Source organism: Pseudomonas sp. Irchel 3A18 (genome assembly GCF_900187465.1).
In the GTDB taxonomy this organism is placed as follows: domain Bacteria; phylum Pseudomonadota; class Gammaproteobacteria; order Pseudomonadales; family Pseudomonadaceae; genus Aquipseudomonas; species Aquipseudomonas cichorii.
On sequence record NZ_FYDI01000005.1, the window covers coordinates 355,736 to 380,131 of the forward strand.

The window sequence follows — 24,396 nt, forward strand, 5'->3', positions numbered from 1 at the left end:
CCATGACCCACGAAACGCTCATTCTGCTCGCCCTGGGGGTGATGTTGACCGGCACCGGCCTGGGCCTGCTCGGCTGGTACCTGGGTCTTTCGGAGAAAAGCCTGGACCTGCGCCTGGGCCGCAGCGAGGACAATCGCCAGCAACAGGTCCAGGCCAACATCCTGCGCACCGACCAACTGGCTCTGTCCGCCAATGCCAAACGTCTACTGCTGCCACTGGCTTCGGCCGGCGAGCATCTGGCGGGCACGGCACAGGATCGCCAACACCTCAACCGCCTGCTGAGCATGGCGGGCTTTCGTGCCCAGGCCAGCCTGGGTCTGTTGATGGTCGCCAAATATGCCAACGGCCTGCTGTTTCTGGGCATCGTTCTGTTTGGTGTTCTGGATGCCCAGAGCCGCTTCGGCCTCAAGGGTCTGGCCATGGGCCTGATCGCCCTGTTTGTCGGCACCACCCTGCCCGAAGCCTGGCTGAAATGGCGGGCGGCGCGGCGCGGCGGGCGCATGGCCCGTTCGGTTCCCGATGGCCTGGACCTGATGGTGATCTGCGCCGAAGCCGGCCTGCCGCTGGGCCGCATCATGCAAGTGGTGGCCAGGGAACTGGCGCTGTCGGCTCCCGAACTGGCGGATGAATTGCGCTACACCTTCGCCGAACTGCAAATCGTCAGTGACCGCTCACGGGCATTGCTCAACCTCGCCGAGCGCACGGGCGTCCGGGAAATCGAAAGCATGGTGGGAACCCTGATCCAGGCCGAGCGCTACGGCACTCCCCTGTCCCAGGCACTGCGCACCATCGCCGATGAAAGTCGCAAGACCCTGGTGCTGGGCCTTGAAGAAAAAGCCGGAAAGCTGCCCGCGCAAATGAGCGTGCCACTGATGGTCCTGATCCTGCCACCGATCATCGCGGTCATGGGCGCCCCGGCGATGATCCGCCTGGTCCGCGCTCTGGCGCAAAACTGATGCCTGCCTTGTCTCTGGAGAATACCGTGTCCTCACCTCTGTCCCTTTCACGCCTCGCCCTGCTTTCGCTGCTGATCATCGGCGCAAGCGGCTGCTCCAGCCTGCCCGGCATCGACCGTGACAATGCCCAGCCACAGACCAACGCCCCCCTGAGCAAAAAGGAAAGCGCCGAAGCACTGAGGCTGGCCCGCGTGCTGCGCGATAACGGGCGTATCGAAGCGGCCACCGAGGTCTACGCCAAGATGGACCAGCGCCAGCAACTCAGCCCCCGGGAACTGCTGGAATACGCCAGTGTTGCGGCGTTGGTGCGCAAGCCGCAGCAATCACTGGAACTCTACGGCCGTGCCCGACACGCCCTTGGCGGTGCCGACAATCTCAGCCCGTCCGAAAGCCTGATTACCTGCCTGGGCATGGGCCGTGCGCGTCTGGCACTGAATCAGCTTCAGGCTTCGGTGAAGGATTTCAATTGCGCGCTCAAGGCCCAGCCGGACAGCACCGAAGGCCTCAATGGTCTGGGCGTGGCCAGCAACAGCCTTGGCCAGACCGAGCAGGCTCAGAAGCTGTTTCAACACGTACTGGAGATCGACCCGTCCAACCAGCCCGCGCTGAACAATCTGGCCATGACCTACCTGAGCAGCAACCAGCCTCAGCAGGCCATCACTCTTCTGCAAGGCGCCAGCCTCAATGCCACACCCAGCCTGGTGCTGAACCTGGCCTTGGCGCATCTGCTCAAGGGCGATAACGATCAGGCGCGTCAGACCCTGAGCCGCAACCTGCCCGATGCCAATACCGAAGATCTGCTGCAAGCCTTGCAGGCCAGTGTCGCCCGCATCCATGCCGGCTCCCCTGCCGCAACCGAACTGCTCGCTGCCAGCCAGCGTCCGCTGGCACTGGGCACACCGCAGTGAAGCGGGCAAGCCCCTACAGCCAACGCGGCGTGACGGCGGTGGAGACCGCGCTGATCATGCCGGTGATCCTGATCGGCCTGATGATGTTCTTCGAGCTGGCGCGCATCGCGCTGGTGGTGATCATAGGCAATCTGGCGCTGGACTCGGCGCTGGGCGGCCTGCGCAGGGAGAAAATCGACCTGATGGCCACCGAACAGCTTCAGCCTTTGATCACCGAGCGGATTCTGCTGGCGTCCTACGGCTACCTCAAGGCCAACGAAATCCAGGTCGATGCAACGTCCTACAGCGCCTTGCAAGTCATGGGCGGGGACGATGCCAACGCCGATGAGTCCGCCACTGAATTGCCCGACGGCAGCCAGCCGGTGATTGTCGTCAAGGTGGCCCTGCAACAAGCCTACATCACCGCCCTGCCCAAACTGCTCGCCCTGCCCGACCGTTTTACCTATGAGTACCGGCAGGTGCTGGGCAACCTCTATAACACCGCCCTGATTGGTAACGAGCAATGATCAAGCGTACGCAGCAACGCGGCAGCGCCCTGCTGGAAACTGCACTGGCCCTGCCGATCATCCTGGGCACGGGTTTTATCTGCGCCGACCTTTACAACCTCAGCCGTGCCAAAACCGACATGGAGCGCAGCACCTCGACGCTGTCCTCGATCCTGTCGATTCAGGATCGGCTGACCCGTGGCGGCCTCGAACAGCTGATCGAGAACATACGTGGCCCGCGTAAGGACAACTATCAGATTTTCATCGCTCAGGTCCGACGCAGCGGTGAAGTGGTCTGGCATCTGCAACGGGGCAATGCCACCGGGCTGTGCGATGACCCTTTCGCCAGCAGCCAGTACAGCGGCGAGCTGCCCGAAAGCAGCCCCACACCATCTTCCTCCGAAGAGCCACAGCAAGACACGGTCTCGATGCTGATCGTGCAGACCTGCCAGGCCAGTACCGAACTGGCCATGAGCAGCGACCTGTTTGGCGGCAGAATCCTGCAAAGCGTCGCTCTGGACCGCATGCAGAACAGCGACCTGCAACTGGCTGAAGATCTGGCGCAGGAGGCCGGTCTGGACACGGACCAGAGTTGATTAAGCCTTCTTAATGGAGCCAGCCTTGCCGCTAGTTGGGAAAGATTCTTATTCTTGTATAAACCTCAAGGCTGCTGTCATAGCGACCTGTTGATCCCCTCAGGAATGACCGCTTCATGCTCAATCGCAGGCTTCAGCGCGGTAACGTCGCGCCCTTCATGATCCTTGCCACTGGCGGCCTTTTACTGGCCAGTGCCTACGCGATAGACGTGACGCGCATGACCGGCAACGCCTCGCAACTCAAGCGCGCGACCGACGCCGCCGCCCTGGCCGTCGGCCGGGCCAATGCCGACGGCGATGAAAACGTCAGCAAGGACCCCACCGGTTTTGCCACCGCCTATGTGCGCCAGAACCTGGGCATGGATGCGCAGCTTCTGGACAACCTGGGCGAAGTCACCGTCGAAGAAGGACGCAGCGCCGATAGCAATCCCACCTACCGGGTAACCGCGACGTCCCGTCACGACCCACAAGTCAGCGGTAATGCCAGTCAGGACCTGACGGTGCATTCCACGGCGGAGTTGATCAGCAAGCCGCTGGAGGTGGCGTTGGCGATTGATTCGTCTGTCAACTTTGCCTCGATATTCTCCGGTATCAGCCCGGACGCACAGTTGCACATGGACGCAACGGAACACTTTCTGGGCGAACTGTTCGGCCAGGACAGCAATGGCAATACCCGCGAGGAGAAAGAAAACCTGCGGGTAGCCATTATTCCCTTCAGCAACGATGTCAATCTGTACGACCCCGATCACAGCCGAAACAGTCAACCACGGCTCAAGGAGTGGACGACTCCGGATGCACTGACCACTGAAGATCCGATCCCGAGCCTGCGCACCCGGGGCTTCTACCGGCAGTACGGCGACTTGAGCAATATCATGTTTCCGGACCGCAGAGCCAGGCGCCAGAGTTTCTACAGGGGAGACAACTACCGGGACAAGACCTATGACTGGATTGCCTCGCCTGCCGAGTCAAGGATGCGTCTGAACGCGAACATGATGTACCTGAACCCGGAAGACAATCGTCCCGTCGTTTCCGAGCGCCGCATGTTCTCACTCAGCACAGTGGATGCAGACGGTGCCGATCAGACGATCATGACCGACCACACCATCCCCAATGCCCCCTTGCTGCCTCTGGAAGCCAGCAGAAGCAAGATCGAAACGCGCGTGCGCGAGATCAGAGGGGACTGGCAGATCCATCCCCTGCCCGGGCTGGTATGGGCAGGCAGTACCCTGTCACCCAACTGGCGTGGCGGCAACGGCTGGGGCGACAGCACATACCCGCTGGACTTCAACGCCGATGGCAGCGGTCCCAATCGCAAGGCCATTGTCTTGTTGATGAACTGGAATGCAGGTTCTGCGTGGCGTGAGGAAAAGGAAACCCTGCGCAACTACCTCGACACCTGCCAATCCTTCAGCGACAACGGAATCGTTTTCTACGCCGTGGTTCGCAATACCACAGACATCAACAGCCCCGGCGGCCACTACGTGACACCTGCCGACTGGCTGAATCCCTGCACCGGCGGCGGCCAACGCCTGCATGTCATCGAAGGCAACTCATCGGACACCCCCGGTGATCTGAAGGCCGCTTTCGACAGCATCGCCAATGAACTCAAGAGCCAGGCCAATCGCGTGCTGCTGGTTGAATGATGCGCCTCCCTATTTCCGTCTACGCCCCAAAGGACTGTCCCAATGACTGAGCGTTCCCCTGCCCGTCCCCGCCTCCAGCGACTGTATCTGGCGCTTGAACCCCGGATGATGTTCGATGCAGCGGCGGTAGCCACAGCTACGGAAGTCGCTGCTGCAAGCGAAACCCAGAGCGCCAGTCCGGCAGCAGATAAAACGGCAGACAACTCCACGACCAGCATTGCTCATGAGAACAGCAGCACTTCAGGCAATGATCAGGAAAACGCCACCACAAGCCAGCGCACCACAGCGCTGGCGACCGATAACGGTGCCCACCTGAGTCTGGACGCTCTGACAAGCCTGGAAACCCTGAACACGATCAGCGGCCTGAGCAATATTGCGCAAACCGAACTGTCCAGTGATGGCAAGACCCTGTACGCAGCCAGCAGTACAGGTGAGCTGGCGATCTTCAGCCGTGACACCGAGACTGGCGCGTTGACGCTAAGCAACACCCTGACGGCCAGCGACACTCAGCTGACTTTAATCATTGATCTGAAGATCAGCCCGGATGGCGAAACGCTCCTTATGAGCGGTGCAAACGGCAGGTCCTATTCGGACACGCTTGCCGTATTCAACCGCGATCCAGCCACAGGAAGCCTTGTCTTCCTTGAAAGCCATTACATCCTCACGATAGAAACACTGGAAATCTCGGACGACGGTAAGTCGGTATATGCCGTCGATAGCGGCAACGAAGGGATCTATGTCTTCAGCCGTGATACCGCCAGCGGCAGTCTGACGCGACTGAATCTGGTCGAAAACACGTCATGGAGCCCACCTTACATGTTCGCCATATCGGCCATGGAGAGCCGAGGAGATTACGTATTCGTAACAACCCAGACCTTCTCCCCACCCCATACCCTGATCGCCTATCAACGAGATGCCGATGGCAACCTGGGCTCGCCGTTCTACATTCGCGATGGTCAGCAGGACAGCGCCGGCACGACGGTTTCGCTCAAGGCGCCGAGCCAGATCAATGTCTCGCCCGATGGCCAGAACCTCTACGTAACCACCTCTGAAGGCATTGTCACGTTCCGGGTCGAAGGCCAGTCCTTTGTCGTCCAGAACTCGATAAGCCAGGCCAATATCACTTCAACGGCCCTGAGCAGTAACGGCAGTACGCTCTATGCCACCCTCAGCGATGGCACCATCAATCGCTACAGCGCCACGACGTCTGGTCTGGTGCTGCTCAATAGCACAGCCGGTGGCCAGAGCGACGCCAGCGCGATTCAGGTCAGCGCCGATGGCGGCGTGATTGTCACGGGCTCGGGCATCAGCGTTCTGCAAGAAGCCAGCACCCGCTACCTGGAAGGCACGACCGCACAAAAGCTGAGCGATGCGCTGGTCAGCGACTCAACCCTGGACGCCCTCGACAACGGTAATGGTGACTATAACGGCGCAAGCTTCAGCGTCACACCGCAACGCGGTGACAACGCCGAAGACACCTTGAGCTTTATCCCCACCGGCAGCCTGACCTTGAGCAGTGACGGTTCGCAAATCCTGAACGGCGGCACGGCCATCGCCAACCTGACAGTCAATGGCTCCAGCCTGAGCATCACCTTTACCGGCCAGGTCAGCACCGCGCTGGCCAATCAGGTACTCCAGCAGGTCGGCTACAGCAACACCAGTTCGGATGCCGGAAGCCTGGCGGTCATGATAATGGCGTTCGACAACGGCCAGGGCGCCAGCACCTCACTGAACGTGGAAGTGCGTCTGGTGGACATCAACAACGCCCCCACTCTGACCACCACCGCCACCGATCCCAGATACTCCGCCCAAGGCAACCCGGTCGCTGTGTTTCAGGACACTGTCATCGATACCGGCGAAAGAGCCCAGTCGGTCAGCGGCCTGGACCTGAGCGTCACCGGCATACAGGACGGTGCCAACGAAGTGCTGGTCGTTGACGGCACACGCATTACCCTGACCCAAGGCAATACCGGCACCACCCGCAGTGGCCTGAGTTATGTGGTCAGCGTCAGCGGCACAACCGCCAGTATCGGTTTGAGTGGCGGCAACCTCAGCGTGGCCAATGCGCAGGCGCTGGTAAACGGCATCGGCTATTACAACGACAGCACCACCATCACCGGCGTTGATCGGGTGGTCGGCCTGACACTGATTCGCGACAACGGCACAACAGCCAATGGCGGCATCGACAGCACAGCGCTGAACCTGACCTCCACCGTGACCATGCGCGATAACAGCGCACCGCTGCTCAGTGACGTACCGACAAACCTGGCCTACACCGAAAAAGCGGCAGCGATTTCACTGCTCGCAGACACAGGCTTCAGCGATGTCGAACTGGACAGCGATGGCGATTACCGCGACGCCAGCATCCGTATCGTGCGCAGCGAAGGTGCCAACGCAGCCGATATCTTCGGTTTTCAGGAAGGCAACGGCTTTACGCTGTCCGCCGATGGCCAGCAAGTGCTCAAGGACGGCAACGTCATTGCCAGCTTCAACCTGACAGACGGCGCACTGGTGCTGACCTTCACGGCCAGCCAGCCGGTCAGCGCCGCCGATGCCAATCAGGTTCTCAAGCAGATTACCTATGCCAATGAAAACAGCGATCCAGGCAGCCAGGTCAGCCTGAACCTGTCGATCAACGATGGCGACGGTCTGACATCGACCGTACATACCATTGCCATCACCGTGACCGAAATCAACGACGCGCCAGAGTTGACCGCCAGTGCCCTCGACCCGACCCTGAGTTTTGGCAATAACACGGCGCTGTTCAGCGACACGCAGATTTCCACGGTGGAACAGGGTCAATCCATCATAGTGTTGCGTCTGGAAATAACCGGCCTGAGCGATGGCAGCCAGGAACGCCTGAACATCAATGGCACCCTTGTGGAACTGGTGAACGGCACGCAAACGGTCGGCGATTACACCTACACCGTCAGCCTGTCGACAGACACGGCCACGCTGACTATCACCCCGGTCAGCGGCATCAGCACTGAAGCGGCGCAAACCCTGATAGACGGCATCCGTTACAGCAATGCCAGCCTGGCACCGACCCTGGGCAGCCGTACCGTAACGCTGGTGAGCATTCAGGACAGCGGCGGCACGCTGGATGGCGGAACTGACGTCAGCGACCTGAACATTGCCTCCACAGTGAATGTCACTGCCAATACCGCACCCGGCATCAGCAACCCGAATCCGGGAACGGTGCTGACCTCACCCGCCATCACCGACCCGACCCAACCCACCCAACTGACACCGGGCAGCGTGGACTCGGCACCTTCAGCCATGGCCACTTCCAGTGATGGCAAGTTCGTCTATATCGTGGCCGGCAAGACCCTGACGATCTACGCCAGAACAGCAGACGGCCTGGTCGAGCAAGGCAGCTTCAGCGACGACCAGTATTTCAGCGACCGGGACGTCTTCCTGGAAGGTATGGACCGGGTATCCTCGGTCACGCTGTCGGTGGATGGAAGGTTTCTGTATGTGGCCGGTTTCGAGGCTACTTCCGAGACAGGTGCGCTTTCGACCATCACCCTGTATCAGCGCGACGTCACCACCGGGGCGCTCAGTTATATGGGCATTGCCGCCAGCAACGCCACAAGCAGTAACTATTTTGGGCAAATGGTGGTGTCCGCCGATGGAAGGTCGTTGTATGCCGTCAGCGCCGACAGCTCAAACAGCGGCATCACGACCTTCACCATCAATGCTCAGGGAGGCCTGACTCAATCCGGGCATCTGTCGGACGGTATTGGCCAAAGCTCGGACGTGGTGATTTCCAGCGACGGCCGCTCGGTCTATGTCAGCAATAGCTGGGACAGTGGCATCGCTATATTCAGCCGCGACACAACCACCGGCGCACTCAGCTTTGTGGGTTCACTGACAGCACTGGGCAACGGTCAAAACCTCAGTTCGATCGGCGGGCTTGCCCTGTCCAGCGCGGGCGACTTTCTTTATGTCTCGGACAAGAACAGCAACTCGATCCGGGTTTTCAGCCGCAACGCCGATGGCACCCTGACGCTGACCAGCACCCTCAGGTACGGGCTGAGAAGTGTCTATTCACTGGCGGATATAACCCTCAGTGCCGATGGCAGCGCTTTTTATCTTGCCCACGAAGGCAGTGATCCGAGCCTGCTGGTGTACAGCCGAGACGCCACCAGCGGTGCCTTGACCTTTGTTCGTGCCTATTCGTCATCGACAGGCTTCAACAACCTCGTCAGCGCCACAGATGGCAGCCTGTATGCCTTGGGCAGCGAGTGGTCAGGTTCGGATGTGGTGATCTTGAGCAGCCCGACCAGCGCCCCGCACTTCACTCAGGGTGGCGATGCCGTACTGCTCGCGCCTAACGGGCTTGTCAGCGATGCCGAGCTGGATGCATTGAACGAGGGCACAGGCAATTACAAAGGGGCCACCCTCACCGTGGCGCGCCAGGACGGTGCCAGCGCCGAAGACCGCTTTGGCCTGCAAGATTCTGCAACGCTTACCCTGTCCAGCGATGGCAGCCAGATCCTGCTCAACGACACCGCCATCGCCACGTTCAGCCAGAGCGCTGGCCGCCTGACCATCACCTTTACCGGCGATATCAGCCAGGCACAGGCGCAGTCGGTGCTGCAACACCTGACCTACCTCAACAGCGCCGACACACCGCCTGCGCAGGTGCAACTGGCGGCCAGTATCAACGATGGGCTGCTGGACTCGAACAGCGCGAGTTTTACCATCGCAATCACGGCAACCAGCACGCCCGTCATAACGCCGCCAGTGGTGACGCCTCCTGTCGTGGAACTGCCTGTAGTGACACCGCCAGTCGTAGCACCTCCTGTAGTAACGCCGCCAGATACAGACGGCGGTACCGTCATTACACCGCCGCCAACCGACGTGGATACCGGCAGCAGCACCCCGACAACCAACGTCACCGAGCCGGTTATCGTTGCAACGCAATCCGCGCCGCTGATGGGGCTGCGCCCAAGCGGGTTCAATGAAGTCCGGCAAACAGAAACGTCCTTGCCACCGGGCATCAGCCCGCTCGGCTTGCCAGCAGAGATAAACAGCACGCTGAACACTGTCCTGCCCGACGCCACGGGGTTGGAATCGAGTCAGCGCAGCGTCACCGAGCAACTGCTCGGCAGTAGCAGCATCCTCAGCGACACCCTGGCCTCCAGCCAGTCGGCACGTCCGGGCGAAACCTGGCAGATGCAGGTCAATGCTGCCAGCAGCGGGAACAGCGAAGTGCAACTGCCGCTGTCGTTGCTCGCCAACAACCAGAGCAGCCCGCAACTGCGCATGAGTAATGGTTTGCCCTTGCCAAGCTGGGTTCGATTCGACCCGCGCAGCGGCAAACTGATTGTCGATAACCGCCAGTTGACTGCCGCGCAACGCCTGAACCTGGTGCTGATCACCCGCGACCGCTCCGGTCAGGAACAACGCACACCCGTCCAGATCGAGGCCGGTGAACGGCCTCAGGATGCAGCCACCCGGCCAACACCTGCAAACACTCCACAAGCGCCCATACCGGAACAGGCCTTGCGCGCCCGACTGCAAGACAGCGCGCCGAGCCTGAACCTGGCTCATCAGGCCCAGAGCCTGTTGGAAAGCCTGCTCTCGATCGTGGACAACGAATCCAACGAAACCGTCGCCAACGCAGCGACCCAAGACGACCAGCGCGTCGCATGATCTTTTTCAGGGGAAACGCAACAATGTCCAGAATCACCCAAGAACAGCGACTGCCAGGCCTTGTGCTGCGCAAGACCGTCCTGTGCCTGACCATCGGCTGCATCGTTGCCGGCCTGAGCGCCTGTGCGGTCAAACCCGAACCTGTCAGCCTGGACCAGCAACTGGCCCAGGCCAGTGCCGACCGCAGCAAGATGTTCGACCGGCAAGAGCCCCTGAGCCGACCGGTCAGCCTCAACGAAGCCATGGCGCGAGCGGTGAAATACAACCTGCAACAACGCCTCGGCCTGATGGAACAGGCCATGGAAGAAGGTCTGCTCGATACCCAGAACCTGTCGATGCTGCCGCAACTGGCCGCTCGCGCAGGCTGGCGTGGCCGGGACAATGTCGCCGGGTCCTCCAGTGAATCGGTCCGCACCCGGACACAATCCCTTGAGCCTTCCACCAGTTCTGATCGTTCCGGCCATACGGCTGACTTGCAGTTGTCGTGGAACGTGCTGGATTTCGGTATCAGCTACTTCGGCGCCAAGGTCCAGGCCAACAAGAGTCTGGCGGCTGAAGAACGTCGTCGCCGGGTGATTGCCGACATCATCCAGCAAGTACGTACCGCTTACTGGGATGCTGCCACGGCGCAACGCCTCAAGCCGCAGGTGCAATCCACACTGGTTCAGGCCCGCGCCGCGCTGGATCAGGCTCGTGTCACCGAACGCGAGCGTCTGCTCACGCCTATCGACTCGCTGCGCTACCAGAAAAGCCTGGTGGAAATGATTCGTCAGCTGGAAGTGCTGGATGGGGAACTGGCGCTGGCCAAGGCACGTCTTGCAGGCTTGATGAACATTCCGCCTGCCAGCCAGTACACCTTGGCCGTCCCGGACGATGCCAGCATGACTGCGCCCGCCGTGGCCTACAGCCTGGACGATCTGGAAACCCTGGCCATGACCCAACGCCCGGAAATCCGCGAAGAAACCTATCAGGCCCGCAATGCGGTGCTGGAAACCCGCATGGCAATGCTCAAGCTGTTGCCCGGCGTCAATCTGTTCGCAGGCCTGAACCGTGACAGCAACAGCTATCTGGTCAATGAACAATGGGCCGACGCCGGCATGCAGATCAGCTGGAACCTGATGAGCGTGCTGTCCTATTCGTCGATCAAGAAGACTGGCGAAAACCGCGAAGCCGTGGCCGAACTGCGTCGTCAGGCGGTGCGCATGGCGGTGCTGACCCAGGTCAACGTGGCCTGGCAGCAATACCAGCGCGCCCACCAGTTGTTCGAGCGTTCCAACGAGCTGCAACGCTTGCAGGACGGCATTCTGGCGCAAAGTGAAAGTGCCTATAGCAGCCAGGCTCAGAGCCTGCTGGAGAAGGTACGGATCGAAACCGAAACCGTGTTGGCGAAACGCACCCGTGATCGCAGCTTCGCAGAGCTACAAGCCACCTACGGCGCCATTCAGCAGGCTGCCGGGCTCGATCCCCTGCCCCAGCGTCTGGCAGGCGAAAGCATTGCCGAACTGACTCAGGCCATCGCCCGCAATGCAGTTGACCTGGCAAGCGGTCAGGTGCATATCCCGCGTTTTGAAACACCGCTGAATACCGCAGCCCAAAGCCGCCCGGCCCCTGTCAGCCCGGTCGCCATCGCGCCGATTGCCAGGGTCGATATGTTCGACAGTCTGGGTTCGCTGCAAGGCGTTGAGCTCAAGGAACAGGGAAGCACGACAAATGCACGCTGAACCAGCCTCCATCAGACAGCATTCGCGAGTCTGGCTGGCGATTCTGATCAGCGTTGCCGCCAACATGGCGCATGCTGCTGATACCCAGCCAGTGTTGCGCGTGCAACTGAGCGCCATTGCCCAGACCACGCTGTCCAGCGAAGTCGCCGGGAAGATCACCGAACTGTCCATCAAGGAAGGTGAGCGATTCAAGAAAGGCGACCGGCTGGTGGCGTTCGATTGCAGTGTCTATCAGGCGCAGTTGAATCGTACCGCCGCCGTGCAGGAAGGCGCACGCAAGAAGCTTGAAGTCGCCAACCGCCTCGACAAGCTCAACTCCATCAGCGTCGCCGATGTGACCCAGGCCCAGGCGGCCATGGCAGTTGCCAGGGCCGAAAGCGGTATCAACCAGGCGATTCTGGGACGCTGCGCAATCACTGCGCCCTTCTCGGGGCGAGTCGCGGCACGCAAGGCGCAACGCTGGGAGTACGTCGCGGAAGGCAAGGAGCTGCTGAGCATCTACGATGACAGCGCCTATGAGCTGGAACTGATCGTGCCGTCCAACTGGTTGCGCTGGCTCAAACCGGGCCAGAACTTCAGCGTGCATCTGGACGAAAGCGGCAAGGACTATCCGGCGCAGATCAGCCGGATCGGCGCGATCATCGACCCGGTCAGCCAGTCGGTGAAAGTATTCGGGCGCATCACCCAGAGCGATGAAAGCCTGCTGCCGGGCATGAGCGGCGTGGCGAAACTGACGGCTCCGGGTGAGTCATGATTCAGGCGCAAAGCCGCTCCATGGAACACCTGACCTTGCTGGTCCAACTGGAGCAGCAAGTCCGCGCTGCCGAGAGCCTGCAAGCGTTGGGCTTCATTCTGCTCAACGACAGCCACTCGCTGCTCGAATACCGGCAAGCCATCCTCTGGCGCTGCGACACCCAGACCATACAAGGTTTCTCGGGGCTGGCCGTCGTGGAGCAGCAGGCCCCCATGGTGACCTGGCTTAACCGCCAGTGCCGCCGCTGGGAACAGACCGACAATGCCCGGCATATCCATGAACTGACCGCTTCGACAGTACCAGCTGAAGACCAGCCGCAATGGAGCGAGTATTGCGCACAGCGCCTGATCTGGATGCCGTTGCAAAAGGCAGGCGGCCCGCTTCTGGGAGCGTTGCTCTTGAGTCGCGATGCCCCGCTGCGCGACACCGAGCGGCTGTTGGCTCCACTGTTGCTGGATTGCTACGGCCACGCCTGGAGCAGCCTGCTGGGGCATCGCCCACAACGCCAGCCACTGCGCAGACGCAAGCGCCTGCTGTGGATCGCCGGATTGGCCGCAGCGGCATTATTGATGCTGCCGGTACGCCAGTCGGTATTGGCACCGGCAGAAATTGTCGCCCGGGACCCGGCCGTGCTGCGTGCGCCGCTGGCTGCGGTAGTGGACCGCATTCTGGTTCAGCCGAACCAGCGAGTCACCGCAGGCCAACCGCTGGTACAACTCGATACCCGCGAGCAAAGCAATCATCTGGAGTCGGCTCGACAGGCCTACGCCGTGGCCGATGCCGAACTGCGTCAGGCTCAGCAACAGGCGCTGTTCGACGAACGCAGTAAAGCCACACTGGCCACCCTGCAAGGACGACGCGAGCAGGCCAGAAACGATGTCGAGTTCTACACCGCCAACCTCAATCGCCTGCGCATTGAAGCTCCCCGTGACGGCATCGCGATTTTCGATGATCCCAGTGACTGGATCGGTCGTCCCGTCAATCTGGGAGAACGCATCATGCTGATCGCCGAACCTCAGGATGCCGATCTGGAAATCCAGCTCCCCGTCGCTGATGCCATTGCCCTGCAAGCGCAGACACCGGTGAAGCTGTTCCTGAACACCGACCCCACGGCGCCACTGGATGCGACCTTGCAACGCATCGGCTACCGCGCCAGCGTCAACCCCGATGGCGTGATGGCCTATCGACTGAAAGGCACCTTCGATACCCAGGACCCACGTATCCGCATCGGCCTCAAGGGCAGTGCCAAGCTGTATGCCGAACCCACGGTGTTGTTCTACTACCTGTTGCGCCGACCTCTGGCAGCCTTGCGTATCCATGTGGGGCTGTAAGTGATGCACAGCCCTTCAAGCATGGACCTGCCACAACTGCGCCAGGAACTGAAACTGCATCGCGGCCCAAGACTGCGCGACGGCTCGCCCAGCTGGACCCTTGAAGACCCTGCTCGCGGGCAGTTCTTCCGGCTTGGCTGGGCCGAAGTGGAAATGCTGGCCCGCTGGGAAACCGGCAACAGCCAAAAGGTGCTGGATGCGGTCAACACCCAGACATCCCTGACCCTGGATATTCAGGACATCAAAGGCTTTGCGGCGTTTCTCGGCAACCTGCAACTGGTCCAGGTCCAAGGGCCGGAAGGCAACGACAGGCTGCTCAAGATCAGCCAGCAGAACAAACATGGCTGGGCCGGCTGGCTAATGCACAACTACCTGTTCGTGCGTATTCCGCTGGTCAATCCCGATGCGTTTCTGGAGCGTACATTGCCGTGGGTGCGACCGTTGATGAGTCGCGGCTTTGCCCTTCTGACATTGATGGCAGCCCTGACCGGACTGATCCTGGTTGCCCGTCAGTGGGACGTCTTCGTGCATACCTTCCTGCACTTCTTCAGCCTTGAAGGCGCGCTGCTGGCAGCCATGACTCTAGGTTGTACCAAGGTGCTTCACGAACTGGGACATGCTTACACCTGCAAGCGTTTCGGTTGCAGGGTAGCAAGTATGGGCGTGGCCTTGCTGGTGATGTGGCCGGTGCTGTACACCGACACCACCGGGGCCTGGCGCCTGACTGCACGCCGCCAGCGCCTGGCGATTGGCGCGGCAGGCATGCTGGTGGAGCTGTCACTGGCCGCCTGGGCGACCCTGCTCTGGAGTTTCTTGCCTGACGGCCCGTTGCGCAGTGCGGCCTTCATGCTGGCGACCACCACCTGGATTCTGACCCTGGCCATCAACCTAAGTCCCTTGATGCGTTTCGATGGCTACTTTCTGCTGTCCGATGCGCTGGACGTTCCCAATCTGCAAAGCCGTGGTTTTGCGCTGGCCCGCTGGCGTCTGCGCGAGTGGCTGTTCGGCCTGGACGACCCGCGCCCGGAAGTGTTCGAGCCGTGGCTGGAACGTACGCTGCTGCTCTACGCCTTCGGCACCTGGGCCTACCGCTTTTTCCTGTTTTTGGGCATTGCCCTGCTGGTCTATCACTTCGCATTCAAGTTGCTGGGGCTGCTGCTGTTCGCCGTCGAGATCGGCGTTTTTATCCTGATGCCGATCTTTCGCGAGTTGCAACACTGGGCCGGACGCCGCAAGGACTACCGCATGAACCGCAATACCCTGATCACCACCGCTGTGCTCGCCGCTCTGCTACTGGGCGTCTGCCTGCCATGGCGCAGCAGCGTCCAGGCTCCGGCGCTATTGCGCGCCAGCCAGCAGGCAACCTTGCTGGTGCCCAACGGTGCCCGGCTGCAAAGCATCAATGTGCGGCCCGGTCAGATTATCGAGCGCGATCAACCGATGTTTCGCCTTGAAGCACCGACGCTGACTCATGAACTGAGCAACCTTGAACTCCAGATCAAGACCCTGAGCTGGCAACTGAGCTTCCAGCGCATGGACAAGGACGCCGCCACCCGCTTGCCGGTGGTGCAGCGTGAACTCGACACCGCTCAGGAGCGCTACAACGCCTTGCGCAGCCAGATCGATCAATTGCAGATTCGTGCACCCTTCGACGGCACCCTTGTCGATATGGCCGAGCCCCTGGCTGTCGGCCAATGGCTGCCGCCCGGAGAATGGCTGGCGACCCTCGCCGCGCCGGGCAGCGCATTGATCGAGGCTTTCGTCAGTGAACAGGACATGCACCGCATCGCCGCAGACAATCGCGCCTGGTTCTACCCCGAGGACTTGTCTCGTCCGCGCATCGAGCTGCTGGTAACCCGAGTCGAGCAAACCGCCGTGCGCAAACTGGCTTCGGCTCCCGAACTGGCTTCGGATTATCAAGGCGGCATCGCCACCCGTCTGAACAAGGAACACGAACCCGTCCCGGAACAGGCGGTGTATCGGGTTCTGCTGCAACCGAGCGGAGCATCGCAGAACATCGAACAGGCCCTCAGAGGCAGCGTCAGCATCGACGCCGAGACGCGCAGCCCGCTGCTTTACGCCTGGCAGAATGTGGTCGCCGTATTGATTCGCGAAGCCGCATTCTGACCTTAACAACTCTTAATGGACCCGCGATTGTTGGCAACTGACGCGGACTCTATCGTGCATTTCTACTTTCACGCTGGAGTCCGACATGTCCACCGCCACCCTTGCAGAACCGCTATCACGCGCCAAACGACTGAAAGCCGGGACTCATACCGAACACGACAACATCAACGATCTGGTCATGCGCAACGCGCCCTTTCAGAGCATTGAAAACTACGGCAACTTCCTGCGCCTGCAACATGGTTTTCATGGTGCGCTGCAACCGGTCTACCTCAATGAAAACCTGAACGAATTGCTGCCAGGCCTGAGCCAGCTCGACCGCTTCCCGGCCGTCGAAGCGGACCTGAACGATCTGCAGATCCCCACGCCGCACACCCCGGCACCGGCCGCCATCGGCTCGGTCTATCATGCACTGGGCTGGCTGTATTGCAGCGAAGGCTCGAACCTGGGCGCTGCCATCCTGTTCAAACACACTCGCCAGCTCGACCTGAACGAAACCCACGGCGCCCGCCACCTTGCCGCCCACGAAGACGGCCGCGCCCTGCACTGGCGCGCCTTCGTCCAGCAACTGGATGCACTGGAACTGACTGAAGAACAGGACAAGGAAGTGATTGCCGGGGCACGGGCGGCGTTTGATTTCTATCGTGACCGGTTGCAGCAGGTGTATGGCGTGGTTTGATCGTCTTCGCGAATGAATTCGCTCCTTGAGTGAGCGAATTCATTCGCAAAGCGCACTCATGAAAGACTGCATTTCACTATCGATTTTTGATCGACTCGATAACCGCCTCGGTGATATCCAGCACGACCTTTTTCTCGTTGTACACGATGCTGGAGTCGCTACCCACTACCCGTTCGTACTTTTGCGAGCGGGCATAGTTTTCTATCGCATCGTCAGCCGCCTGCTCGATTTTCTTCCGGATATTCATATCGAATTGCCGTCTTTTTTCTTCTACTGCTTCCATGCCTGCAAGCCGGACACGCAAGTCCGAAACCAGTTGATCACCTTCTGCAATCCGTGAGCAACATTGGGCAGAAATTGGGGAGTTTCCATTAGCGATACGCTTAGCCATCATTTGCTCACAGCATTTACTGATTCAGCCGCGAAGCCCCTTCCAGCGTTTTCCAGAGTTTGCGCATGGTCGGGTTCTGATTGGCTATCGCGCAGTAAGAGCGGATTTCCAGTCGGGTGCTCCACTCTTCGCCACCGGCTCTTACCAGTAACCCTCGTTCAAGCTCGTCAACAACCGCGCTTTGTGGCAACCAGGCCACGCCGTAGCCTTCGATGGCCATGCGCATCAGGAGCATGGCCATGTCCGCTTCGTAGCAGCGCTCCAGATTGAGGGGAGTCGGGCCATTCTTGGTGACGATATCAGCGACACGCCCCAGAAACGTCGTTGCGGTGTAGGCAAGGTGCGGGACGGGTTTTGCGGCGCTGCCCGGCAAGCGGTACAACGGCTGGCCTTTCTTGTCCGGGGCGCACAAGGGGATGAAAGCGTCATGCCCCAAGGCCAGGCTGCCGAAGCGTTCGGCATTCAGCATGATGGGCGCAAGGGGATGGTGGTAGACGATCATCAGGTCGCAACTGCCCTCCTCCAGAGCAATCACGGCATCATGGATGTTGGCGGCGACAACCCGTGCGTTGAATTGCTCGTTCTGTTGCTGAAACTGCGAAAGCCACTTGGGCAGAAACGTCATCGACAGGCTGTGCCCGGCCGTGACCTGAATGGAACGCCCAGGCATGCGTTCCACTTCGCGCAAGGTTGAGCGCAGCCTCAGCAAGCCTGCCAACACTTCACGGCTCTCTTCACAGAAGGCGCTTCCGGCAGCGGTAAGTCGCACGGGATAGGTGCCACGGTCAACCAGCTCGACGCCCACCCACTCTTCAAGTGAGCGAATCCGTCGCGACAGGGCCGATTGGGTCACGCAACGAACTTCGGCCGCACGGGAAAAGTTTTTCCATTCGGCGATAGCCAGAAGATCGTCCAGCCATTTGATTTGCATACCCGCATCTCCCGCTGTGAGAGGTGCATTTTACGTCGACTTCGCAGCCCTATCGCTGCCATTTCAGCAACTATTCCAAAAACGCATGGGTTTAGCATGATTACTCATCATCGCTGACAAGCGCTTCCCTAGAATCGCCGCTAGCACCAGGGCCACAAGAGCCATTGGGCGAATCTGATTGGTCTCCTGCCGGATAAAAAATCAAAAACCACTTGAGGACAGCTTCGTGAAGAAAAACAGACTTCCACGGCAAATCGCCATTGGTATTGCACTGGGCGTGCTGGTGGGTTGGGCGTGTCACCATTTCGCAGGGAACGAGCAGAATGCCAGGCAGATTGCTTCGTACTTTTCGATGATCACCGATATTTTCCTGCGCATGATCAAGATGATCATCGCACCGCTGGTATTCGCCACGCTGGTCGGCGGCATTGCCAGCCTGGGGAACTCACGATCGGTCGGGCGCATCGGCATGCGCGCCATGGCCTGGTTCGTGACCGCTTCGGTGATCTCGCTGACAATCGGCATGGGGCTGGTCAACCTGTTTCAGCCCGGAGCCGGGCTCAATATGGACGTCACCCAGCATGCGACGGCGGCGGTGCCGGTCAATACCGGCGACTTCAGCCTCAAGGTGTTCATCAGCCACGTGTTTCCCCGCAGCATTGCCGAGGCCATGGCCAATAACGAGATTCTGCAGATCGTGGTGTTCTCACTGTTCTTCGGCTTTGCGCTGGCTGGCGTCAAGCGCGCCGGTTACACACGGATCACCGACACCATCGATGAGCTGGCCAAGGTGATGTTCAAGATCACCGATTACGTCATGGCCCTGGCACCAATCGGTGTGTTTGCGGCCATCGCTTCGGCGATCACGACTCAGGGGCTGGGTCTGCTGGTCGATTACGGCAAGCTGATCGCCGAGTTCTATCTGGGGATTGCGGTCCTTTGGGGCGTGCTGTTCGGTGCTGGCTATCTGTTCCTCGGGCGTTCCGTTTTCACGCTGGGCAAGCTGATTCGCGAACCCATTCTGCTGGCGTTTTCGACAGCCAGCAGCGAATCCGCCTACCCGAAAACCATGGAAGCCCTGGAGAAATTCGGTGCGCCCAAGCGGGTGTCCAGTTTCGTATTGCCGCTGGGGTATTCGTTCAACCTCGATGGTTCGATGATGTACCAGGCCTTCGCCATCATGTTCATCGCCCAGGCCTACAACATTGACCTGAGCTTCACCCAGCAACTGTTGATCCTGTTGACGCTGATGATCACCAGCAAAGGCATGGCAGGCGTGGCACGTGCTTCGGTGGTCGTGGTCGCCGCAACCCTGCCGATGTTCAACCTGCCGGAAGCCGGGCTGCTGTTGATCATCGGCATCGACCAGTTTCTGGACATGGCGCGTACCGCCACCAACGTCGTGGGCAACAGCATCGCCACAGCCGTGGTCGCGAAATCCGAGCCACACGAAGAGCCCGATGAAACAGCGGATAACGCAGATGTACACGCCCAACCCGGACACCCGGTTTCGGTCGCCTGAGGAGCAGGGTCATGAAGAGAAAATCCAGGTCGGCCAGCAAGGGTGCCTTTGTTCGCAAGCTGGGTATTGTTGGAGGGCTGGGCTCGCTGGCCGGTGGTGACCTCTTCTACAAGCTGGTCAAATCCAGGGCGGTGCTTGAGGATCAGGGCCGCTACCACTTCCTGTTCGAGCAGCACCCGTTCAAGGACGTGCGGCTGCCGCTGGACAAGGAAGCCAACATGACGTCGCGCAAGTTCTATGTGTTCCAGGTGTGCAAGTCGTTCGAGGAAAGCGGTGTCGATGCGGTGATGCTTCCCTGCTTTGCCAGCCATACGTTCCGCGCCGAAATTCAGGAGGAACTGGGCATTCCGGTGCTGGACATGATGCAGGCGCTGGTACGGCACATTCGTCTCAGGATCAAACCCGGAACGACGCTGGGCGTGATTGCTTCGGATTTCGTCGCTCATTCAGGGCTGTTCGAGCGGTATCTGGGCCAGGATTTCAGGATCGTTTACCCCGATCCAGAAGCGCAGTCTGCGCTGATGGACGCGATGTACGGCGTTAACGGCATCAAGGACGGCCACCTTGAAGGCGCGCCTCTGAAAACGGTCCATGAGGCGTGTCTCTCCTTGCAGGCGCAAGGGGCTGCGGTGGTGCTCCCCGGTATGACGGAGCTATCACTGGTTTGCCCAGAGCTTCAGCGCCGCGGGGTATCGGTTCTGGATATCAACGAAATCTACGCCAGCTTTGCGACGCTGGAAAAAGGCCAGTCTGCACGCCCGCCTTTCAAACTTGGCATCGTAGGCGGCGTAGGGCCTGCCGCCACCGTGGACTTCATGGGCAAAGTGGTTGCCCATACTCCAGCGGGAAAGGATCAGGAACACATCAAGATGGTGGTCGAGCAGAATCCGCAGATCCCTGATCGCACCGCCAGCTTGCTGCATGACGAAACCGACCCGACCATGGCGATGTACGCAACCTGCAAACGCCTGGAAAGCGCTGGTGCAAACGCCATCGCAATCCCCTGCAACACCGCTCACGCTTTTGTCGGACGCATCCAGCCTCATTTGCGGGTACCCATCGTCAACATGCTGACCGAAACGGTGGAGTGGATCGTGCAGCAATACGGCTCAGGCAAGAACGTCGGCCTCCTGGCCACGTCCGGTACGGTTCAAAGTCAGGTCTACCACGAAGCGGCAAACCGCGCAGGGCTACAGATCATCACGCCGGGGCTCGATTACCAGCACATGGTCATGGAAGCCATCTACGGCGAGCGCGGCATCAAGGCCGGATTCACGGAGGGTCTCTGCAAGGAGCAATTGCTGCTGGCGGCGGAGCACCTGTGTGAACTGGGCGCTGAAGTGTTGATTCTCGGCTGCACGGAATTGCCATTGGTACTCGCCCACAGCGAGGTGTTTCAGATAAAGGATCACACCGTCGCGCTGGTCGATCCCACAACGATTCTTGCGTTGAAATGCATTGAGTTGGCGGGTGAACAGCCGGTCAGGGTAAAGATCGATGCGGCTTGAAAAGTGAAACGTAAAGGGCGCCTCACAAGCGCCCTCTGGATGAATTGAGTGCTGACTTCAACCGACCTTTTTTTGGGAATCAGGCGTCATGAAGCAAGCTATAAATGCTTTTGATCCGGGATATCTCATCAATGTCAATCTTGAGGTTTATCGAAGAAAGCTGGCGCTGATACAGAGCAATGAATGTATTCAGTTTAAGTTTTTGCACGTCGATGGCCGATTTCGAGTAGGTCATTACCAACAGGCCATTTAACTCTTTCTTCACCTCCCCTGAAAAATTCACCTTCTGATTCCACAGGTGGATATCAAGCCTTATGAGCGCATTATGCTCAGCGTAGACAATGTAATATTCTTCGGTATTTCCAAAGGCTGGCGAATTCCCCAGAAAGCCGGACACGATGTTTGTCACCATGGCATTGATAGCTTTCTTACCCCCGCTCCCCACGCCCGGAGATATTTTTTCCATCAGTGGCTCGACGGTATTTTTTATCGTATCGCCTTCGATCCTTGTCACTGCAAATACCCTGGAGTCTGTTTCCAGAATGCTTTCAATGGGGACTTGAGCATTGTCCGTGGTTCCCGACACACGCAAGTCAGAAGCCGTTTTGATCTTGAAATAATCGGCCTTTGCTTCACTGAGTTGCACCAGAAGCTCCAAGTGCTCTCTGACAACGGGCTCGGCGTCAGACCCCTCTGTTTTCACAAACGAGCGCAGCGAATACAACGTACTCATAAAATCACCCCAATAGAGTTTCTGCAGGTACACACGGCCAGGAGTCAGCCCTCTTATGCTCTCAAAACAGCTTGGCCAATATAAATACAAGTGGATCAACTGAACATCCTTACCACTGACGATGCACTCCCCACCTCCAGCGCAGATCAGGATTTCCTCATCGCAGACATCGGTGGGACCTGCGTGATCGGTCCTCGCTGCCGGCAAGCCATGGCGACGGGCATCGGCAGAGCAAAAAATTTACATCCAGTTACATTCACACTCAGTAATAATTCTCAATGGAGATGTTATATTGTATCGATAACTATCAGGAAGTCCTCCATGTCGTCTCGTAAAATCGCGTCTCTGACCAGCCTGGCAATCGGAGTGCTGGGCAATGTCAGTTTCGCTGAAGAACTGCCGCAAACCCTCGAACTGGACAGCGTCAACATTTCCTCCGATTACCACTATGAGACGGCCACCAGCCCGGTTCAGGGTTATCGGGCCACGCGCTCGGCAACGGCGACCAAGACCGACACCGCCATCAAGGACATTCCGCAATCCATCAGCGTGGTTCCGGCCTCGGTACTCAAGGACCTGGGCAGCAACAGTGTCGAACGCGCCCTGGACTATGCCGGTGGTGTGTCGAAGCAGAATAACTTCGGCGGTCTGACCCTTTACGAGTACAGCATTCGCGGCTTTACCACTTCCGAGTTCTACAAGGATGGCTTCAGCGCCAACCGTGGTTACCCGACGACGCCGGACACCGCCAATATAGAGCGTATCGAGGTGTTGAAAGGCCCGGCGGCCAGCCTGTATGGCCGTGGCGATCCCGGCGGTACGGTCAATATCGTGACCAAGAAGCCGCAACGCGAGGCGTTCACCACGCTGCAAACCAGTGCTGGCAGTTGGGATCGTTATCGCACGGCGCTGGACGTAAACACGCCTCTGGATGAAGAAGGCAATGTCCTGTCGCGGGTCAATCTGGCGGTCGAGGACAACAACAGTTTCCGCGATCACGTCGAGAGCAATCGCGTGTTCGTGGCCCCGTCTTTCAGTTGGCAGTTGAATCCCGACACCAGCCTGTTGGTGGAAACCGAGTTCGTACGCCACAAGTCCACTTTCGACCGTGGCATCGTCGCGCCGAACAACAAGTGGAGCGGCATGTCCCGTTCCACCTTTCTGGGCGAGCCGGACGACGATATCGATAACGACAACAACATGATCCAGGTCGCGCTGGATCATCACCTCAATGATGCCTGGTCGCTGCGTCTGGCCAGTCATTACAAGGAAGGTGAACTGTCGGGCTACGCCAGTGAGTCCCGGGCGCTGAGCGCCAACTCGCAAACCGTCAACCGCCGCTATCGCGAACGCGACATGAACTGGCATGACAGCATCACCCAACTGGAGCTGCGCGGGCGTTTCGATGCCGTGGGGCTGGAGCATGAGGTGCTGATCGGCACCGAATACGAGAACTACCGCAAGAACGAACGGGTCACCAATATTGGCGGCAGCAACTATGCCATCAATATCTACAACCCGGTCTATGGTCAGGCCAAACCCAATGGTGTCCGCACCGGTACGGACTTCTTCGAGCACGTCGAAAGCCGCGCCTTGAACCTGCAGGATCAGATCGTGTTCACCGACAAGTTGCGCGGCATGATCGGTGCCCGCTACGAGCATTTCGATCAGCAGATTGACGATTACACCACCAACGTCAGGTCCACACAGGCTCACGACGCCTTCACCCAGCGCGCCGGCCTGCTGTATCAGTTGACGCCACAAGTCGGCCTGTTCGCCAACGCCTCGACCTCGTTCAAACCCAATAACGGCCTGGATGCCTCAGGCAAGAGCTTTGATCCGGAAGAAGGTGTCGGTTACGAGATCGGGATCAAGAGCGAGCTGTTCGACGATCGCTTGAGCACCACCCTCGCCGCTTTCCATATCGAGAAGGAAAACGTGCTGGCCCTCGACCCTTCCACCGACAGCAATCGCGCCATCGGCGAAGCCCGCAGCCAGGGCGTGGATCTGCAACTGACGGGTCAAGTCACCGATGCCATCCGTGTGATCGGGGCCTTTGCCTATATCGATGCCGAAGTGACCAAGGGTGACCGGACCATTCCGACCGGCAGCCGGATTCTCGGTGTCGCCAAGCGCAGTGGCAGCCTGCTGGGCGTTTATGAATTCCAGGAAGGCGTATTGCGAGGCTCTGATGTGGGCGCCGCGTTCACCTATGTCGGGGATCGCTCCGGCGAAGCCGGGACCCGTTTCGAGCTGCCGGCTTACCATACCGTAGACCTGCTCGCCCATTACAAGGCCACTGAGAACGTGACCGTTGGCCTGAACCTCAACAACCTGTTTGACGAGAAATACTTCGAGCGCTCCTACAGCAATTACTGGGTCGCACCGGGCGAGCCACGTAACTTCACTGTCAGCCTGACCCTCAACCTCTGACCGGAAAACAAGGACGCATC

Annotated in this window: 17 protein-coding genes; 14 read left to right on the forward strand and 3 right to left on the reverse strand. The window is 59.5% G+C overall.

All coding sequences use genetic code 11. From position 1 onward, the window contains the following. Positions 1 to 2: 2 nt before the first annotated feature. The 11 genes from CKW23_RS12470 (at position 3) to CKW23_RS12520 (ending at position 16,858) form a co-directional block, all read left to right on the forward strand. Complete coding sequence (locus CKW23_RS12470) at positions 3 to 956, forward strand: type II secretion system F family protein (RefSeq protein WP_025259674.1); 954 nt, start codon at positions 3 to 5, stop codon at positions 954 to 956. Between the two features lie 26 nt (positions 957 to 982). Beyond that, positions 983 to 1,864, forward strand: coding sequence for a tetratricopeptide repeat protein (locus CKW23_RS12475; protein ID WP_159918422.1), 882 nt, complete (start codon positions 983 to 985; stop codon positions 1,862 to 1,864). Further along, a complete protein-coding gene (locus CKW23_RS12480; RefSeq protein ID WP_095067658.1) occupies positions 1,861 to 2,370 on the forward strand; it encodes a TadE/TadG family type IV pilus assembly protein in 510 nt (169 codons plus the stop codon). Before CKW23_RS12475 ends, CKW23_RS12480 begins: the two co-directional genes overlap by 4 nt. Then, on the forward strand, positions 2,367 to 2,945 hold the full coding sequence (locus tag CKW23_RS12485; RefSeq protein ID WP_025259671.1) for a TadE/TadG family type IV pilus assembly protein: 579 nt from the start codon (positions 2,367 to 2,369) through the stop codon (positions 2,943 to 2,945). The genes CKW23_RS12480 and CKW23_RS12485 overlap by 4 nt, the downstream gene beginning before the upstream one ends. A 116-nt stretch (positions 2,946 to 3,061) precedes the next feature. Beyond that, entirely contained in the window at positions 3,062 to 4,588 is a 1,527-nt protein-coding gene (locus CKW23_RS12490; RefSeq protein WP_095067659.1) for a TadE/TadG family type IV pilus assembly protein, read from the forward strand. 42 nt (positions 4,589 to 4,630) lie between these two features. Further along, entirely contained in the window at positions 4,631 to 10,249 is a 5,619-nt protein-coding gene (locus tag CKW23_RS12495; RefSeq protein ID WP_095067660.1) for a beta-propeller fold lactonase family protein, read from the forward strand. Positions 10,250 to 10,272: 23 nt separating this feature from the next. After that, positions 10,273 to 11,970, forward strand: a complete 1,698-nt coding sequence (locus tag CKW23_RS12500) for a TolC family protein (protein WP_200985976.1) — start codon at positions 10,273 to 10,275, stop codon at positions 11,968 to 11,970. Beyond that, positions 11,960 to 12,724: an efflux RND transporter periplasmic adaptor subunit gene (locus CKW23_RS12505; protein ID WP_051427722.1), complete on the forward strand. Its 765-nt coding sequence runs from the start codon at positions 11,960 to 11,962 to the stop codon at positions 12,722 to 12,724. Before CKW23_RS12500 ends, CKW23_RS12505 begins: the two co-directional genes overlap by 11 nt. Further along, positions 12,721 to 14,055 carry an efflux RND transporter periplasmic adaptor subunit gene (locus tag CKW23_RS12510; RefSeq protein WP_095067661.1) on the forward strand — a complete coding sequence of 445 codons (1,335 nt, stop codon included), beginning with the start codon at positions 12,721 to 12,723 and terminating at the stop codon, positions 14,053 to 14,055. The genes CKW23_RS12505 and CKW23_RS12510 overlap by 4 nt, the downstream gene beginning before the upstream one ends. A gap of 3 nt (positions 14,056 to 14,058) precedes the next feature. Continuing rightward, entirely contained in the window at positions 14,059 to 16,182 is a 2,124-nt protein-coding gene (locus tag CKW23_RS12515; RefSeq protein ID WP_095067662.1) for an HlyD family efflux transporter periplasmic adaptor subunit, read from the forward strand. Positions 16,183 to 16,267: 85 nt separating this feature from the next. Continuing rightward, positions 16,268 to 16,858, forward strand: coding sequence for a biliverdin-producing heme oxygenase (locus CKW23_RS12520; protein ID WP_025259664.1), 591 nt, complete (start codon positions 16,268 to 16,270; stop codon positions 16,856 to 16,858). 76 nt (positions 16,859 to 16,934) lie between these two features. Here the strand turns inward: CKW23_RS12520 and CKW23_RS26215 are convergent, their stop codons facing one another. Continuing rightward, positions 16,935 to 17,249: a hypothetical protein gene (locus tag CKW23_RS26215; RefSeq protein ID WP_143008680.1), complete on the reverse strand. Its 315-nt coding sequence runs from the start codon at positions 17,247 to 17,249 to the stop codon at positions 16,935 to 16,937. A gap of 16 nt (positions 17,250 to 17,265) precedes the next feature. Then, positions 17,266 to 18,180, reverse strand: coding sequence for a LysR substrate-binding domain-containing protein (locus CKW23_RS12525; RefSeq protein WP_025259663.1), 915 nt, complete (start codon positions 18,178 to 18,180; stop codon positions 17,266 to 17,268). A gap of 226 nt (positions 18,181 to 18,406) precedes the next feature. Here CKW23_RS12525 and CKW23_RS12530 point away from each other — a divergent pair, with 226 nt between their 5' ends. Beyond that, positions 18,407 to 19,702, forward strand: a complete 1,296-nt coding sequence (locus CKW23_RS12530) for a dicarboxylate/amino acid:cation symporter (protein ID WP_025259662.1) — start codon at positions 18,407 to 18,409, stop codon at positions 19,700 to 19,702. An 11-nt stretch (positions 19,703 to 19,713) separates the two neighbouring features. Further along, positions 19,714 to 21,210, forward strand: coding sequence for an aspartate/glutamate racemase family protein (locus CKW23_RS12535; protein ID WP_025259661.1), 1,497 nt, complete (start codon positions 19,714 to 19,716; stop codon positions 21,208 to 21,210). Between the two features lie 79 nt (positions 21,211 to 21,289). Here the strand turns inward: CKW23_RS12535 and CKW23_RS12540 are convergent, their stop codons facing one another. After that, entirely contained in the window at positions 21,290 to 21,943 is a 654-nt protein-coding gene (locus CKW23_RS12540; RefSeq protein ID WP_143008681.1) for a hypothetical protein, read from the reverse strand. A 321-nt stretch (positions 21,944 to 22,264) separates the two neighbouring features. Here CKW23_RS12540 and CKW23_RS12545 point away from each other — a divergent pair, with 321 nt between their 5' ends. After that, entirely contained in the window at positions 22,265 to 24,376 is a 2,112-nt protein-coding gene (locus CKW23_RS12545; RefSeq protein WP_095067664.1) for a TonB-dependent siderophore receptor, read from the forward strand. Positions 24,377 to 24,396: the final 20 nt, after the last annotated feature.

What these genes read in the sequence shown, in the direction of transcription:
- CKW23_RS12485 (WP_025259671.1), top strand. Translation starts at nt 2,367, where the DNA reads ATGATCAAGCGTACGCAGCAACGCGGCAGCGCCCTGCTGGAAACTGCA.
- CKW23_RS26215 (WP_143008680.1), bottom strand. Translation starts at nt 17,249, where the DNA reads ATGGCTAAGCGTATCGCTAATGGAAACTCCCCAATTTCTGCCCAATGT.
- CKW23_RS12495 (WP_095067660.1), top strand. Translation starts at nt 4,631, where the DNA reads ATGACTGAGCGTTCCCCTGCCCGTCCCCGCCTCCAGCGACTGTATCTG.
- CKW23_RS12505 (WP_051427722.1), top strand. Translation starts at nt 11,960, where the DNA reads ATGCACGCTGAACCAGCCTCCATCAGACAGCATTCGCGAGTCTGGCTG.
- CKW23_RS12535 (WP_025259661.1), top strand. Translation starts at nt 19,714, where the DNA reads ATGAAGAGAAAATCCAGGTCGGCCAGCAAGGGTGCCTTTGTTCGCAAG.
- CKW23_RS12520 (WP_025259664.1), top strand. Translation starts at nt 16,268, where the DNA reads ATGTCCACCGCCACCCTTGCAGAACCGCTATCACGCGCCAAACGACTG.
- CKW23_RS12490 (WP_095067659.1), top strand. Translation starts at nt 3,062, where the DNA reads ATGCTCAATCGCAGGCTTCAGCGCGGTAACGTCGCGCCCTTCATGATC.
- CKW23_RS12510 (WP_095067661.1), top strand. Translation starts at nt 12,721, where the DNA reads ATGATTCAGGCGCAAAGCCGCTCCATGGAACACCTGACCTTGCTGGTC.
- CKW23_RS12470 (WP_025259674.1), top strand. Translation starts at nt 3, where the DNA reads ATGACCCACGAAACGCTCATTCTGCTCGCCCTGGGGGTGATGTTGACC.
- CKW23_RS12540 (WP_143008681.1), bottom strand. Translation starts at nt 21,943, where the DNA reads ATGAGTACGTTGTATTCGCTGCGCTCGTTTGTGAAAACAGAGGGGTCT.
- CKW23_RS12515 (WP_095067662.1), top strand. Translation starts at nt 14,059, where the DNA reads ATGCACAGCCCTTCAAGCATGGACCTGCCACAACTGCGCCAGGAACTG.
- CKW23_RS12500 (WP_200985976.1), top strand. Translation starts at nt 10,273, where the DNA reads ATGTCCAGAATCACCCAAGAACAGCGACTGCCAGGCCTTGTGCTGCGC.
- CKW23_RS12525 (WP_025259663.1), bottom strand. Translation starts at nt 18,180, where the DNA reads ATGCAAATCAAATGGCTGGACGATCTTCTGGCTATCGCCGAATGGAAA.
- CKW23_RS12545 (WP_095067664.1), top strand. Translation starts at nt 22,265, where the DNA reads ATGTCGTCTCGTAAAATCGCGTCTCTGACCAGCCTGGCAATCGGAGTG.